Genomic DNA, 15,024 nt, shown 5'->3' on the forward strand with positions numbered 1-15,024 from the left:
TCGCCTCGTCGTGTCAATGGGTCCGGCCCGCTTCCGGAACCTGGTGTCAGCGGGCCGAGGTTATTGCGGGACCGTCTCGTTGGCCTCGGCCTCGTCGCGGCGGACGCGGGCGGTCATGCCGGTCGCGTCGGCATCGTCGAGCGTCTGGGCGTCGGGATCGGGCGGGGTCTCGCGCGGCTCGACGTCCACCGTGGCGGCGTTGGTGGTTTCCGCTGGCGGCGGCGCCTCGACCGGCACCACGACCTCCGCCGGTGCTTCCTCGTTCACGGCATTCTCCACCGGCGCCGGCTGATCCGGTGTCGATGAGTCGCACCCTGCCAGGGCGGCGAGCGCCACCAATCCGGCGGCGATCCCTGCAGTCTTGCCCCGTAATGTCATTATCGTGTCAGCTCCTCGAGTTCAGGCAGGACCAGCCGTCCCGATCGTGCCTCGATCTTGGCGGCCAGGGTACGATCCCAGCCATAAGGGTCGGCGCGAAAGTTCATCTGGCCGCTCGTGCTGGCGAACGCCGTCCAGTACAGCAGATACACCTCGACCGGCTTGGTCAAGCTCACCCGCAGCGTCTTACCCTTCTCCACCTGCGCGGCGATCGCCTCGGGCGGCCAGGCCGGATCGCCCTTCAGCAGCAGGGCCGCGAGCTCGGCAGGCTTTTCCAGGCGGATGCAGCCATGGCTGGCGAGCCGGCTGAAACTGGCGAACTTCGCGCGCGAGGGCGTGTCGTGGAGATAGACCGAATAGCGATTGTCGAAATCGAACTTGAACCGTCCGAGCGCGCTCTGGTCGCCGGCGGCCTGTTGCAGGCGCTTGCCGTCGAGCACCTTGAAGCCGTTACGCTTGAAATAGCCGGGGCTCTTGCGCTCCTTCGGCCATAATTCCTTGGTCGCGATCGAGGTCGGCACGTTCCATGGCGGATTGATGACGATGCTGTGGATGGTCGAGGACAGCATCGGCGTCTCGTCGCCGGGGCGGCCGGTGACGGCGCGCATCGACATGACGGGCGTATCGCCGTCGAACACGGTCAGCACCGCGGCGGCGATGTTGACCTGGATGCGATCGCGCGGCAGCTCCTGCGGCAGCCAGCGCCAGCGTTCGAGATTGGCCATGATCTGGCGGACGCGCTCGTCGGCGGGCACGTTGAGCGCGGCGAGCGTCTGGCCGGCGACCACGCCGGCCGGGTTGAGCCCGTAACGGCGCTGCGCACGCTGCACATCCTCGAGCAGCGCGGCATCGAAGGTATCGCCGGTGGCGACGACATCCTTGTCCTCGGCAGCGAGGCGCTGGCGCAGCGCGAGGACGCGGGGGCCCTTGGCGCCGAGTGTCAGGTCGGGCCCGGCCTCCAGCGTCTGCCAGCCGCCGGCCGCGGCGATGGCGCGGTAGGTGGCGAGGCCCTTCACCAGTCCGTCATAGCCCGCATAGGGCGGCGGCAGCGCGGCGATCCACGCCGCCAGCCGGTCGCGCCGGACTGCGTCGGCAAAGCCGGGCAGGGGATCGTAAGGCGGCGGCCTGAGGCCCCAATCGTCCTGGAAATCGGCGGTATCGAGCCGCCCGGCATGGACCGCACGGGCATGATCGAGCGCGGCGCGGATCAGCGCTTCTCCATCGAGCCGGGTGGACGGGGCCGGCGGCACGGCGCGCAGGCCCTGCGCCATCGCATCGCCGGCGAGCATCGCGCGCAGCCGATCGGCCTGGGCGGGGCTCAGCACCGGCAGCGGCACGGCCGACAACGCCTGAGGTGCCGGAACCGTTCGGGCGACCGGGGGCGGCGCGACCGACTGGCCGGCCTGGGCCGGCGCGGCCAGCAGCGCGGGCAGCACCGTTACCGCGGTGAACCAGCGCGCGAGCATGCTGCGCCTTCCGTCTTGAGCACCGAATTCGCGAGTCATCATCATCCTGTCGTTAGCGGCGGCCAGGGCCGTTTCGCACGCCGGGTATCGCCCTAGTATGAACAGGCAGGGGATTTCCAGTGCAACCACGACCTTACGGGTCATTTGGGCGGCGCCGGCGTCGCCGCGGGATCGGGCGTATCGTCGATAAGCCAGCTATGATTCTCGACGATGATCGAGGCGACTGCCTGGCCGCGTTCGTCGCGCGACGGCCGGAAGCGGAAACGCTCGCGGATCAGGCGGCAGGTGGTCTGGTCGAGCTCGGCATTGCCGCTCGATGAGGTCACGGCGCATTCGGTCACCCGCCCGCTCTCGGCGACCAGGTAGCGCACGCCGACCGTGCCCTGGATCAGCGCTTCCTTTGCGGCACGCGGATAGTCCGAATCCTTCAGCCGGCCGCGGAGCCAGCGCGGCGGGATGCCGCCGCCATCCCCGTCGCCATCGCCGGCCCCGCCGCTGCCGGTACCATTGCCCACGCCGCCGGACCCCGTGCCCGGGCCAGGCACGGTCGAGGCGCCGGTCGAGGGATCATTGCCGATGCCGGGTTTCAGGGCTGCGACCACCGGCGGCGGGATCGTTACCTGTACGATCGGGACGGGCACGACGATCTCGGTCGCCTTCGAGCGCAGATTGGGCGGTGAGGCCGCGCCTTCCCTTTTGGTGCTGCGGACCGGATGGGGCTTGATCCTCTCGATCGGCGGCCGCGGTGGCGGCAGAACGCCGAACAGCGCGAGCGGGCGCTCGACCAGGCTGGGCAGCGGCACCGCCAGCCCGACGACCAGCGCATAGACCAGCAGCGCCAGCAACGCGGCGGCGCCAAGCGCGGCGCCGGTCCGTTCGGGAGGACTTGCGCGAACAGTCATGAGTGCGGGCCGGTTGCCATAAGCGAACAACGACCCTGCGGCCCAAAAGGATGAACCGGCGCTGGCTGTGGCTGGACTTCAGGAAATCGACAGGCCGATGATCGCCCCTGCCTGGACGACCGCGATCAGCATCAGCCAGGTGAAGAATGGCTGTTTGCGCGTCTTGTGACGGAACAGCTGCCGCGCCAGGAACGCGCCGGGCGTGCCACCGATCAGGGCCAGCCCGAGCAGATCGGCCTCGGGAATGCGGCGCAGGCCAGCGATCGCGCGGCTTTTGTCCTGCCAGAAGCGCAGGATCGTCCAGGCGTTGATGGCGAGCAGGGCGAGGGCGACCGGGAGGATCATGCGGCGATCATTACGCGAAAACCTTACCGATCATGGCCGCGCCGCCTGGCGGCGCGGCCATGTCGCCCGGGCTTATTGAACCGGCGGGGTCGCGGCTGGCGCTGGTACGGCCGCCGGATCCGTGAACTTGATCGCGATGCCGGTCGCGTTGGTCTTGCCCCAGCTCATCGCCGACACGTGCGAGTCGCCATAGGTGGCTTTGATCACCGCGTCCGCGCCGAGCTTCTCGGCCCGCTCCCACAGTTCGCGGTAGATTTTTTCCTGCGAAGCTTCCTTGCTGAACACGGTGGCTTTGCGGACCCCTGCCTGGACCTCGCCGATCACCGTATAGGGCCGATCGGTGATATCATAGGCGAACACCGGCACGCCGACGTCCTCGTTGACCACGACATAGGTCTTGGCCGGCTTGTCCTTGGCGATGGCTGGCGCAGCGCCAGTCGCGAGCAGGACCGCGAGCGAAAGTGAAATGCTGCCTCTCATGATGCACCCCCAGTATAGATCGTTGCGCCGAGTATTCCGGCTGGCGCATTGTGGCGGATGAAGGGAGCAACTGCAATAACTTGCAGCAATTCTTCGGCGCGAGCATGATAGCCGCAAGGGGAGGATTCTAGTCATGATTCTGTCTTGTTTCGCAGCTGCAGCATTGGTCGCCGTTCCGGCACAGGCAAGTGTCCAGCCGCTGCCGGCGACTCAGGAGTCGCCGGCAGCGACCGCGACGCTGGCGCAGGACACGCCGGTCGAGCTGATGGCGCCGACCGAGGTGAGCACCGCGCGGGCGACAGCCGGCACCATCTTCAAGCTGCGCGTCAATCGCGCGATCGAGGTCGACGGGCGCGTCATCATCCCGATCGGTACCACCGCATTTGGCCGGGTGGTTGAGGCCACCGATTCAGGCGGCCTCGGCAAATCGGGCCGGATGACCGCGCGGTTGATGCATATCCAGCTCGGCGAGGCAGAGATTCCCCTGGAGGGCGAACTGAGCGCCAAGGGCACCGGCGCCGGATCTGCCGGGGTCGCGATTCTGCTCACCGGCTGGGCCGGCTTCTTCCACCGCGGCAACAATGCGAAGATCAAGGCGGGCGAGATCCTGACCGGTTTCGTCGCGCAGGATGTGACGCTCGACCTGTCGACACCCGTCGCCCGGCGCATCGACGCGGCCAGCGCGGTCCTCACGCCCGCGGCCACCGCGACGGCGCCGTGAGAGCCGCGACAGCCATCGCGGCGTGGCTGGCGGTCCTCCTGGCCTCCGCGTCGGCCAATGCGCGCGACGTAACGCTGCATGCCGGCACTGCGGTGCCGCTGGCGACGAATGAAGCGCTGTCGAGCAAGACTCATGTGAAGGGCGCGATCGTCGCGCTGGTGACGACCGAGGATGTGCAGGCGGACGGCGTGGTGGCGATTCCGCGCGGCACCGCGGCGACTGGCCAGGTGATCGACGCGCGGGCAACGGGCGGGCTGGGGACCGCGGGGCGGCTCGTCGTCAGGCCATTGTATCTGCGCCTCGGTCAGCGGACGGTGCGGCTGGCAGGCGCTGCTTCGGAAAAGGCCAGCGTCTCGGTCGGCGGGGTGGCGGGCATGGTATTCCTTACCCCGATCTTTTCCGGCCGGAGCGCGGCGATCCCGCCGGGTACCGCGATGCCCGCGATCGTCGAGAAGACAGTGGTGCTGGTAACACCCGAACCCTGACGCGCCGTAGCGCTCAGCCGGCCGCCCGCCACCCAATTCTTTTGCAATGCACCATAATCGTCATCGTCCTGCAACCGAGCGGTCCTAGGCGCGCCACAAGACGCAAAAAAGGGACCTGCCATGACGATCCGTTCAACCATCCTCGCGCTCAGCTGCCTGCCGGCGCTGGCGATCGCCTCCGCGGCGCACGCCCAGACCGCCCCCGAAGCGGTGACGGTGGAGCAGGCGGCGCCCGAGGCGGCGGACGGGGACATCGTCGTCACCGCCCAGCTCCGGCGCCAGAATGCGATCGACGTGCCGATCGCGCTGACGGCCTATTCCGGGCGCTTCCTCGACGATCTGGGCATCACCGATTTCGAGAAGCTGTCGCGCTATGTGCCGGGCTTCGTCGTGCAGAACCAGTCGCCCAACAATCCGGGCTTCGTGATCCGCGGCATCACGTCGGACAGCGGCAGCGCGTTCAACGAGCCGCGCGTCTCGGTCTTCCAGGACGGCGTGTCGATCTCCAAGTCGCGCGGCTCCTATGTCGAGCTGTTCGATCTGGAGCGGGTCGAGGTGGCGAAGGGGCCGCAATCGACGCTCTATGGTCGCGGCGCGCTGATCGGCGCCGTCAACATCGTCCAGGCCAAGGCCGATCCGAGTGCGCAATATGGCTATTTCCGCGCCAGCTACGGCAATTTCAATGCGTATCAGGTGGATATCACCGCGAATGCGCCGATCACCGATACGCTGGCGATCCGCATCGCCGGCCGGACGAAGAAGCGCGACGGCTATGTCGACAATCTGCTGGCGCAGGGCGACGACCATGACTTCAATTCAGTCGACACCCAGGCGATCCGCGGATCGCTGCGCTGGGCGCCGGGCAAGCTGACCTTCGACCTGATCGGCAATTATCAGGAAGACCATGCGAACGGTACGCCGTTCAAGTCGATCGCCTATAATCCGACGAATCCGGTGACGGGTGCCGTGATCGGCGATCGCGGGCGCAATTCGGGCGCGGCGCTGGCGCCGCAGCCGGGCTTCGAGAACAGCGCGCCGCTTGGGCTCAACCGCACCGTCTGGGGCGGGACGGGCATCGCCAATTACGCGATCGACGAGCATTGGTCGCTCAATGCGATGGGTTCCTATCGTCGCTTCGACGCGCTCGAGGTGTTCGATGCCGACGGTATTTCGCTGCCCGCGCTGACCGCGGCGGAAGACGCGCGCGGCAACCAGACGATGGGCACGCTGCGCCTGTCCTACACGTCCGACCGGCTGACCGCGTTCGTCGGCGGTACCTATTTCCATGAGGATGGCTCGCAGCGCACACCGGCATCGTTCGACGAGCGCGTGGCGCTGGCGCGCGTGGCGAACGCGCTCAATGGCGGCGGGCTGATACCAGGCCGGCCAGCGAGCGATCCCGCTCCAATGAGCGTACTCAGCAATCCTGCCTTCGCCCAAGCGCTGATCCTTGGCATTGCTCGGGCTCGGGGCATCGCGCTGGATAATGATCCGGACCCAGTGAAGGCGGCCGCGAACTCGGCAGCCAAGGCGCTGGCGATTGCCAACAACCTCAAGGCCAATCACCTCGAAAGCTCGACCAACTACGCGCGCACGAACGCAGTTGATCTGTTCGCCGACGCGACCTTCCATGTCACCGACAGGTTCGAGATCGGGGCAGGCGTCCGCTACACGCACGACGACAAGTCGAGCGGCTTCACTGCCTCCGTGCTTAACGGCCGATCGACTCTGGGCGGTTTCATCGGGGCGCTCGGCCTGCCAGCCGCGCAGCGTGCCGCGCTGCTCAACGCGCTGGCGTTGCCCGGCGCGGTGCTGAACACGCTGCCAGCGAGCGTGGTGCCCTTCTTCGGCATCGGGCTTCAGCCGACGGCGGCGAATGGCACGCGGGTCGACCAGGACCTGAAGGATTCCGGTTTCACCTGGCGCGCGACTGCCCGGTACGAGCCGAGTGCCGATGCCAGCCTCTACGCCACCTATGCGCGCGGCCGTCGCCCCGAGGTGCTGAGCGTTTCGGCCCCAAGCGCTCCCTATGGGGCACCGAGCTTCAAGGCGCTGCCGTCCGAAACGGTCGACAGCTATGAAGTGGGTTTGAAGACGGCTTTGCTCGGCCGCAGGCTGTTCGCCGATGGATCGGTATTCCTCTACGATTACAGTAATTTCCAGACGACCGAGCAGATCGGCACCGCGTTCGTAACGACCAATGCCGGCAAGGCGCGGACTTATGGCTTCGAGGGTCAGCTGCGCTACGTCCCGTCCGATGCGCTGATGGTGTTTGCGACCTATGCCTATAATCACGGCCGCTTCACCGAAGGTGCGCGCGACGGCAATCATTTCCGCCTGTCGCCGGACAATGCCGCCTCGGCCGGTTTCACGCTGAAGCAGCCGGTCGGCCCGGTCAAGATCGATTTCACGCCGAGCGTGACCTATCAATCGAGCATCTTCTTCGACGACGATAACGACCGGCCGGCATTGCAGACCCAGAACCTGATCCCCGATCTGGTGCAGGACGAGTCGCAGAAGGGCTACGCGCTGGTCGATGCGCGGCTCGGCGTGGAATCGGCCAATGGCGTGTGGCGGCTGGAAGGCTTCGTGACGAACCTGTTCGACCGCAAATACATCAAGGATGCGGGCAATACCGGCGACGGGCTTGGCCTGCCGACCTTTATCGGTGGCGAGCCGCGCTTCTACGGCGTGTCGCTGACGGTGCGCAGCCGCTAGGGACACCGGCATGCTTTTCCGGCCGAGCGCGCTGGGGCGATTGCGCGGAACCGCGCTCCGCCCTAGCGGTTGGGGGCTGAAATGCTGACGGGAGAATGACAATGCGGATCGTGACGATCGGAACGGCGGCCTTGATCGCGCTGGGGCTTTCCGCCTGCGACAAGTCGGGCACCGCGGTTGGTTCTCCCGTCGCCGATGGCGCGCGTGCCATGGCGAGCCTGAGCACGCCCGTGGGCATCGAGGCGGGCCGCGCTACGGCCAGCGAAGTGGTCGGCGGCCTGCGCTTCACCGTCGATGTGAAGGACCTGCCACCCGGCACGCATGGCGTGCATGTTCACATGACGGGCGCCTGCACCCCGCCGGATTTCGCCAGCGCGGGCGGTCACTGGAATCCTACGGGCATGAAACACGGTGCGATGAACCCTGCCGGTCCGCATGAGGGCGACCTGCCGAACCTGATCGTCGGCACGGATGGACGTGGCACGATCGGCATCACCATCCCCGGCGCGACGATGGCCGGGCTGCTAGATGCCGATGGGTCCGCGCTGGTGGTGCATGCCGCGGCGGACGATCTGATGACCGATCCGTCCGGCAACAGCGGCGCGCGGATCGCGTGCGGCGTGTTCACGGCGGGGTGATCCCCCTCCTCCTCTTTTGGGAGAGGGTGGCCCGAAGGGCCGGATGAGGGGGGAGTTCGGAACACTGGCAAGTGTCTCCGTCACCCTCCCACTGCCTTCGGCAGCGGGCCCCTCCCTCTGCCACCAGGGGAGAGGGGTTTAGATCGCTTCACCGGCCTCTCGGGCCCAGCTTTCGCGGTTGGCCTCCGCCTTCGGCACCAGTCGATAGGCTGCGATCGCAGCGGCCAGCGTGATCGGCACCGTGACCAGCAGCGAGAGCACGCCCACCGACAGACTCCCCGACAGCGTCGAGACCCGGCCGGCCAGATAGGGGCCCATCGCCAGCCCGAGCAGGGTTGTGCCAATGAAGAAAGTGCCGGTCGCCGTGCCGCGCATTCGGGGCAACACCAGATCCTGCATGGTCGCCGCCGAAGCGCCCAGCGCGCTCGCGGCGAGGATCTGCGCCACCGGGAGCATTGCGTAATAGAGCGTCAGATCGTGGGTCGTGAAGGCGATCCACACCGCCGGCACCGGGGCGATCGCCCCGAAGATGATGACCATCACCCGGCCATTGGCGAACCGGCGCCGCAGCCGATCGGCAACGATGCCGCCGATCGTCACGCCGATAAAGCCGCCGGCTGCGCCGCCCCCGCCGATCAGCAGGCCGGCGGTCGCGGGGGAAGCGCCGAGATCGCGTAGCGCGTGCGGCGCCGCCCAGAAGCTCACCGCATAAGCGATGAAGGCGTTGAGGCCATAGGCGACGACGATGCAGAGAAAGGCCGGGTTGCCGACGATCAGGCGGAAGGTCGGCGGATCACGCCGCTTGAGTGCCGAAGCCCAGGAAAAGACCGCATAGACGCCGATCCCGATCGCGACCCATTGCGGCCAGGGCTCGCCGATGGAGACGAGGCCGAGCACGCACGCCACGACCACCGCCAGCCCGATCAGGTTGACGAGCAGGGCACGGACGCCGCCGCGCGCCGCGCCGATCAGGGTCAGCGGCGGCAGGATGGTTACCAGCTCCTGGAGGAATTCGCGGAACGGGGCAGGGTGGGGAGCCGGCTCGGCCAAGCCTTCGGAGGCGCCGCGCTTCGGCTCGCGCAGGGTCGCGATCCACAGGGCGACGAGCAGGCCGGGCAGGCCGACGACGAGGAATGCCGCCTGCCAGCCGTGCAGGCCGAGCGGCCCGCCCTCCGGCCAGGCCCGGTTCCAGCGCTGCACGATCAGCCCGCCAATGCCGAGCGACAGGCCGCCGCCGACGTACAGGCCGGACGAGTAGATGGCGAGCGCGGTGGCGCGCAGCCGTTTCGGGAAATAATCCGAGATCAGCGAATAGGCCGACGGGCTGGCCGTCGCCTCGCCCACGCCGACGCCGATCCGGGCCACCGTCAGCATCGCACCGTTCCGCGCGAAGCCGGAAAAAGCCGTCATGCCGGACCAGAGCGCGAGGCCGAGCGTCATCAGCTTCACCCGGTGCCAATTGTCGGCGAGGCGACCGAGCGGGATGCCGAACAACGAATAGAAGACGCCGAACGCCGTGCCATAGAGGAAGCCGAGATCCTCATCGGCCAGGCCGAGGTCGCGCTTGATGTCCTCGGCCAGGATCGAGATGATCTGGCGGTCGACGAAATTCAGGATGTAGACGAGGAACAGGATGGCGAGCACGTACCAGGCATAGGCTGGCGTGCGCGCCGGCGCGCCGATGGGCGTGGTGGCCATTGATCCTCCCGTTTATGTTCTGCCCGGGAAGCTAGCAGAGCGGCGGCGATACGGAAGCGCTATTCCGTTAATCCAGCCGCCAGCGTTCGACGACCTCATAGCGCGCGCGTTCGCCGCCGAGACGGCTTTCGAACAAAGTCATGTGCTCGATCGTGAAGGGCGGACTGCTCAGGCCGGCATGTTCCGCCTGCCAGCGCGGAATCTCCGGACCAAAGCCCACGCCGCGGCTGATCCGGGCAAGGGTGATGTGCGGCAGATAGGCGCGGCCCTCCGGCGGCAGGCCGAGGCGGACCAGCGCGTGATCGACCTTGCGGTGGAGTGCGGCGAGTGCGTCGTGCGGCGCGACGCCCGCCCAGAGCGCATCGACCCGGCCTTTCTTGTCGAACGCGCCGACGCCCGACAGCGCCACCGCGATCGGCGCGGCGTGAATCTGGCCGAGCGCCAGGACGATGTCCTCGGCCATGCGGCGATCGACCTCGCCGATGTAGCGGACGGTCAAGTGAAGCTGATCGTCGTCCTGCCAGCGGGCCTGGGGCAAGCCGTCCATCGTCGCGGTAAGAGCGGCGCGAACCGTAGGGGGCGGGCGCAGGGCGACGAACAGGCGGTGCATGGCGCTGATTCTACCGCGTTTCCGGCCATTGTCACATGCCGGCCAGGTAATTGTAATAAAGTGTTGCTGGCCCCTGCCGGGGGCCTTTCGGATTATCTTGAAAACCCCCCGGATAAGGGCGATATTCCGGCTATCCGGTATGATGCCGGGTCAAAGGAGCTTTTTCGAAATGGCTAATTGGTCCGACCCCCAATCTGGCGCGACTTCGTTCGCGACGGCGGGCGCACGCACCGAGGCGTTTGACGCGGGTCTTCGCCGCTACATGCTGTCGGTCTACAACTACATGTTCTCCGGCATCCTGCTGACGGGTATCGTCGCGATGGCCTTCTCATGGGGTGGTGCCACCTCCCCGGCCGCGCAGATCATGCTCGGCGGCGGCCTGCTGAAATACGTCATCATGTTCGCGCCGCTCGCCTTCGTGTTCGGCATGAGCTTCGGCGGCGCACGCATGTCCTCCGGCGCGCTCCAGGCGATGTTCTGGGGCTTTGCGGTTGCGATGGGCCTGTCGCTGTCGACGATCTTCCTGGTCTATACCCAGACCTCGATCGCCCAGGCGTTCTTCGCGACGGCGGCCGCGTTCGCCGGTCTCAGCCTCTATGGCTACACCACGAAGAAGGATCTGTCGGCGTTCGGCACCTTCCTGATCATGGGCCTGGTCGGCCTGATCGTGGCGAGCCTGCTGAACCTGTTCTTCCAGTCGGGCGTGATGGATCTGGTGATCAGCATCGTCGGCGTGCTGCTGTTCGCCGGCCTCACCGCCTATGACACGCAGCGCACCAAGAGCATGTATGCGCAGGTTGCCGGCACCGGTGCCGAGCAGCATGTCGTGATCATGTCGGCGGTGAACCTCTACCTCGACTTCATCAACATGTTCCTGTTCATCCTGCGCCTGTTCGGCAACCGCAACTAAGGGCGGAACCGGAACGCAGTTGAAGCGCTGAAATGCGAGGCCCGGCGGGGAAACCTGCCGGGCCTTTTTTATGTGATACGCCCTGTCCGCCGGGAGCGGGAATTGAAGGACTGCCATGCGCCTCGCGATCGACGTGATGCTCGACTATTCGATCGAAGGGCAGGCCGATGTGCTGCTGCTGGTCGAAGCTGCCGCGATGGCCGACCAGCGCCTCGAGCGGCAGGAACTCAGCGTCTGGTGCCCCGAGCCGCTGCGCGCCGTGGCAGGCGAGGAAGGGGTGGGCCAGCGGACCTGGGCGCGGGGCGAAGGCGCCCTGCGCGTGGAATATCGCGCGACCGTCGCGATCGACCGGCGCGCAATCGATCTGACCGCGCTGGCAGCGACGCCGGCGCGGATGCTGCCGGCCGAAACCGTCGCCTATCTGCTGCCGAGCCGCTATTGCGAATCCGACCGGTTCGAGGGGTTCATCGAACAGGAGTTCGCCGGGCTGGAGGGCGGCGTGCTCGCCGCGGCCCTGAGCGGCTGGGTGCAGGAGCATCTCACTTATGCGGCGGGATCGAGCAGCGGGGTGACCACTGCTCTGATGACCTTCGCCGATCGCCGCGGGGTCTGCCGCGACTATGCGCATCTGCTCGTGGCGCTTGCGCGGGCCGGGGGCATCCCGGCGCGGTGCGTGTCGGCCTATGCCCCGGGCGTCGATCCGCCCGATTTCCACGCCGTCGCCGAATTATGGCTGGCCGGCGCCTGGCATCTGGTCGATCCCACCGGGATGGCGTCTTGCGGCGATCTTGCCCGAGTGGCTGTCGGGCGTGACGCGACCGATATCGCCTTCATGACGGTATTCGGCCGCGCGACGATGAACGCGCAGACGGTGTCCGTCCGCCGACTCGACGACTGAACAGTTTCAGCGCGCCTGGCCATATTGGCAGGAACGCTTCCTACGAGTCGCTCGTTCTCTCTACGTAACAGCCCAGGAGAGTGGCGATGACCGAGGACCAGACGAAAATCGATCAGCAGGCGCCAAGCCAGGACGTGGCGGCAGGCCACCCGGAAGAGAACAAGGCGATCCACCATCCGCGCCAGGAAGCTGGCCAGGACACCTCGATCGCCGAGCGGCTCGAGCGCAATCCGGAGAGCAAGGAGGCGCGACTCGATGCCGCGCTGGACGAATCGATGGACGCATCGGATCCGCCCGCTTCGACTCAGCCAGTGCATAATCACGCGCCGCCGGCGTCTTCCGGCTATGATGCCGAGGAGGAAGCCCGGCTGAAGGAAGAAAAGGCGGACTAAAGCGCCCCGGCGCGGCACGATCATCCGTGATCGCGCAATATCGGACCCCTTCCCGCCACCCGCGGGGAGGGGTCTTGCTTGATATGTTGCGCAATAATCGCACATCTCCCGGCTTTTTGACGTCCACCCCGCCGTTCGTCGCAACCTTTGTTGCATCGCAGCACAAACTATGATTCCATGCTTAACGCCGGACGACGGCGCGTTAAGGGCGGTGTTACCCATCCAGGCGCATCATCGGCACCGGTTCCACGATTTGCGGGTGGGGTGACGATATGGGTGCCAAGATGAAACCGGCAAACGGCGTGATGACGCTGGCCGAGATGAAGGAATTCGCAGGGTTCAGTTCGTCCACGCAGCGCTATATCCGGCGCTCGCTCGACATCGGGCTCGACCGCGACGACGCGATGAGTCGCTGGTCGCGCGACGTGGTGGAAGCGGCCAGCATCCGCGCCCAAGCCCGCCTCTATGCCCGCCTGCCCGAAATCCGGGCGATGATCCCCGACGACAGCGGCCTCGATTCCGTCGAGCCGTTCCTGGCGCCGCTGATGACGGTGACGGCATTCGATCTGGGGCAGGGGCGGCTCACCACTTTTTCCGCTTACCGCTTCCTCTATGAGCGGCTGATCGGCGCCGAAGTGCGGCCGTGGCTGCCGGCGGCTTTCTGTTCGGCGGCGGCGCTGCCGCATCTCCACCCCGATCTGCGGCGCAAATTGCTGCAGTCGATCAGCGAGGCAGCCGCGACCGCATCGGGCTGGTCGAACCGCCAGCCGGCCTTCTTCCCGAAATGGGTGGAGAAGGTGGAGACGGCGACCCTGCCGAACTGAGATCCATTCCAGCCCCCTCCTTCGGGGGAGGGGACTATTTACCGACACGCGCGCCAGCCGAACTCACCCCGCTCGGCCTGGTCCAGGTGCAGATGGTCGTGATGTGCCGCGTTATAATCCGGCGACAGGGTCGTCGCGAACAGCTTGCAGGCGCCGTTGCGGACCTGGTGAAGGAAGGTCGCTTCCGGCCCGTCGCCCTTCCAGTTCGCGGCCACGGTGATTCGCTGGCCATCGGCGAGGCGGAAGCCGGCAATGTCGATCGCGTCGGCGGTGGCGTGTTCGCTCCAATTGTTGCCGCCGCCGATGCGCCGGCAATTATAGGTGCCGAAATGCTCGATCGCGACGACCGGGCTGCCGAGCAGGCGCCGCGCCGCCGGCTGGACGACATTCCATTCCCATACCGACAGCCCGGCCGCGACCGGGCAGGACATGCCCGGATCGGCGGGCGCATAGGCCGTGCGGCGCGCCCCGCCCGGTGCGAAGCGGACTGCGTCGGCGTAGCTGCAGGTGCCGTAGCGGCGCGGCGGCAGCACCGTGTACCGCACGCCGGCCTGGTCGAGCAGCGCCCGGCAGTGCGGGAAGTCGCTCGTCAGGCCAGCCAGTTTCCGCCCGGTCATCATCCCGATCGGCTGGCTCAGGTCGAGCGGCGTCCAGGGCAGATCCTGCGGCCGGCCGCGCAGCGCCGCGAACAGCAGCAGCGCCAGCGCCAGCAGGATCGCGGCGATCGTCGCGCCGCCGATCAGCCGTCGCAATGTGCGCATCGGCCCCCTCAACCCCTCATGGCGCTGGAGACGGGTTCGACGGTGACGGGATAGCCGAGATCGTCGGGGATGCGCAGGTGCGGTACGCCGTCGATATCGTCGGTCCAGGGCGTGACCGGGCGGATCGGATAGCGCGCGGCATCGGCGGCGGCTTCAGCGAAGCTGGCGAAGCCGGCCAGCCGCTCGAGGTTGCGCCTGGTGGGAAAGATGATGCGCACGCGGCCGGCATCGGCATCGTCGAGCACCTGTTGCGCGGTGGCCCAGAAGACGCGGACATTCTCGGTATCGTCGACCACCGGCGCGGGCGCGCCGTGCGGCAGGCGCGCGAGATAGAAGCGTGTGTCGAAGATGCGCGGATGCGCATGCGCCGGGAGCCAGCGGGCGAAGGGAACGAGCGGCGCCGGATCGAGCGAGAGACCTGCGTCGTGCAGCGCCGCGCCAAGCGAGACGCCGGCGTGCAGCGCTGCGCGCAGGGCGGTCAGTCGCTCGCCGTCCGGCGCCGGATTCAGCCCGATCGCCAGCCCGACTTCCTCGATCGTCTCGCGGATCGCGGCGACGCGCGCCGCCATGTCGTCCGGATCGCCGGGCAGGGTGAGGGCAAGGGCGCGGTCGCCGGGATCGACTCGACCGCCCGGAAAGACCAGCGCGCCGCCGGCAAACACCATCGCCTTGGCGCGCTCGACGAACAGCAGTTCCGGCGCCCGGGGGCCTTCGCGAAACAGGACGAGCGTGGCGGCGGGGATGGCGTTCGGCGCGTCGGACATGGGCCCGGTGTAGGAGCGCGCCCGGCACTTGTCA

17 protein-coding genes are annotated in these 15,024 nt (G+C 67.4%); 8 read left to right on the forward strand and 9 right to left on the reverse strand.

Annotation, left to right across the window (positions count from 1 at the left end; all coding sequences use genetic code 11):
• Window positions 1–60: 60 nt before the first annotated feature.
• The 5 genes from U1769_RS06925 to U1769_RS06945 form a co-directional block, all read right to left on the reverse strand.
• Window positions 61–378 (reverse strand): hypothetical protein, encoded by a 318-nt coding sequence (locus U1769_RS06925; protein ID WP_332713991.1) that lies wholly within the window; start codon window positions 376–378, stop codon window positions 61–63.
• The gene (locus tag U1769_RS06930) at window positions 378–1,844 is read right to left on the reverse strand and encodes a L,D-transpeptidase family protein (protein ID WP_332713994.1); all 1,467 of its coding nucleotides are present in this window, start codon (window positions 1,842–1,844) and stop codon (window positions 378–380) included. Before U1769_RS06930 ends, U1769_RS06925 begins: the two co-directional genes overlap by 1 nt.
• A 140-nt stretch (window positions 1,845–1,984) precedes the next feature.
• Window positions 1,985–2,746 carry an energy transducer TonB gene (locus U1769_RS06935; protein WP_332713997.1) on the reverse strand — a complete coding sequence of 254 codons (762 nt, stop codon included), beginning with the start codon at window positions 2,744–2,746 and terminating at the stop codon, window positions 1,985–1,987.
• Window positions 2,747–2,824: 78 nt separating this feature from the next.
• Window positions 2,825–3,091, reverse strand: a complete 267-nt coding sequence (locus U1769_RS06940; RefSeq protein ID WP_332714000.1) for a DUF1294 domain-containing protein — start codon at window positions 3,089–3,091, stop codon at window positions 2,825–2,827.
• Window positions 3,092–3,163: 72 nt separating this feature from the next.
• Window positions 3,164–3,571: a hypothetical protein gene (locus tag U1769_RS06945; RefSeq protein ID WP_332714003.1), complete on the reverse strand. Its 408-nt coding sequence runs from the start codon at window positions 3,569–3,571 to the stop codon at window positions 3,164–3,166.
• A gap of 133 nt (window positions 3,572–3,704) precedes the next feature.
• Here U1769_RS06945 and U1769_RS06950 point away from each other — a divergent pair, with 133 nt between their 5' ends.
• The 4 genes from U1769_RS06950 to U1769_RS06965 all read left to right on the forward strand — a co-directional run bounded on the left by U1769_RS06950 (window position 3,705) and on the right by U1769_RS06965 (window position 8,133).
• Entirely contained in the window at window positions 3,705–4,292 is a 588-nt protein-coding gene (locus U1769_RS06950) for a hypothetical protein (RefSeq protein WP_332714006.1), read from the forward strand.
• Entirely contained in the window at window positions 4,289–4,777 is a 489-nt protein-coding gene (locus U1769_RS06955; RefSeq protein ID WP_332714009.1) for a hypothetical protein, read from the forward strand. Before U1769_RS06950 ends, U1769_RS06955 begins: the two co-directional genes overlap by 4 nt.
• A 120-nt stretch (window positions 4,778–4,897) precedes the next feature.
• Window positions 4,898–7,495 carry a TonB-dependent receptor gene (locus U1769_RS06960; protein ID WP_332714012.1) on the forward strand — a complete coding sequence of 866 codons (2,598 nt, stop codon included), beginning with the start codon at window positions 4,898–4,900 and terminating at the stop codon, window positions 7,493–7,495.
• Window positions 7,496–7,596: 101 nt separating this feature from the next.
• Complete coding sequence (locus tag U1769_RS06965) at window positions 7,597–8,133, forward strand: superoxide dismutase family protein (protein ID WP_332714015.1); 537 nt, start codon at window positions 7,597–7,599, stop codon at window positions 8,131–8,133.
• Window positions 8,134–8,271: 138 nt separating this feature from the next.
• Here U1769_RS06965 and U1769_RS06970 read toward each other — a convergent pair whose 3' ends face one another.
• Window positions 8,272–9,831 carry an MFS transporter gene (locus U1769_RS06970; RefSeq protein WP_332714018.1) on the reverse strand — a complete coding sequence of 520 codons (1,560 nt, stop codon included), beginning with the start codon at window positions 9,829–9,831 and terminating at the stop codon, window positions 8,272–8,274.
• Between the two features lie 67 nt (window positions 9,832–9,898).
• On the reverse strand, window positions 9,899–10,441 hold the full coding sequence (thpR, locus tag U1769_RS06975; RefSeq protein ID WP_332714021.1) for an RNA 2',3'-cyclic phosphodiesterase: 543 nt from the start codon (window positions 10,439–10,441) through the stop codon (window positions 9,899–9,901).
• Between the two features lie 169 nt (window positions 10,442–10,610).
• On the opposite strand from thpR, the gene U1769_RS06980 reads away from it, so the two are divergent.
• From U1769_RS06980 to U1769_RS06995, 4 genes are all read left to right on the forward strand, one after another.
• Window positions 10,611–11,351: a Bax inhibitor-1/YccA family protein gene (locus U1769_RS06980; RefSeq protein WP_332714024.1), complete on the forward strand. Its 741-nt coding sequence runs from the start codon at window positions 10,611–10,613 to the stop codon at window positions 11,349–11,351.
• Window positions 11,352–11,466: 115 nt separating this feature from the next.
• Window positions 11,467–12,249, forward strand: a complete 783-nt coding sequence (locus U1769_RS06985) for a transglutaminase-like domain-containing protein (RefSeq protein WP_332714027.1) — start codon at window positions 11,467–11,469, stop codon at window positions 12,247–12,249.
• A gap of 86 nt (window positions 12,250–12,335) precedes the next feature.
• Window positions 12,336–12,641, forward strand: coding sequence for a hypothetical protein (locus tag U1769_RS06990; RefSeq protein WP_332714029.1), 306 nt, complete (start codon window positions 12,336–12,338; stop codon window positions 12,639–12,641).
• A 284-nt stretch (window positions 12,642–12,925) separates the two neighbouring features.
• The gene (locus U1769_RS06995; protein WP_443030236.1) at window positions 12,926–13,465 is read left to right on the forward strand and encodes a hypothetical protein; all 540 of its coding nucleotides are present in this window, start codon (window positions 12,926–12,928) and stop codon (window positions 13,463–13,465) included.
• A 38-nt stretch (window positions 13,466–13,503) separates the two neighbouring features.
• Here the strand turns inward: U1769_RS06995 and U1769_RS07000 are convergent, their stop codons facing one another.
• Both U1769_RS07000 and U1769_RS07005 read right to left on the reverse strand, forming a co-directional pair.
• Window positions 13,504–14,226: an extensin-like domain-containing protein gene (locus tag U1769_RS07000; RefSeq protein ID WP_332714035.1), complete on the reverse strand. Its 723-nt coding sequence runs from the start codon at window positions 14,224–14,226 to the stop codon at window positions 13,504–13,506.
• 8 nt (window positions 14,227–14,234) lie between these two features.
• Window positions 14,235–14,990 (reverse strand): NUDIX hydrolase, encoded by a 756-nt coding sequence (locus U1769_RS07005; RefSeq protein WP_332714037.1) that lies wholly within the window; start codon window positions 14,988–14,990, stop codon window positions 14,235–14,237.
• Between the last annotated feature and the right edge of the window lie 34 nt (window positions 14,991–15,024).

Source organism: Parasphingomonas zepuensis, from assembly GCF_036663735.1.
Taxonomy (GTDB): domain Bacteria; phylum Pseudomonadota; class Alphaproteobacteria; order Sphingomonadales; family Sphingomonadaceae; genus Sphingomonas.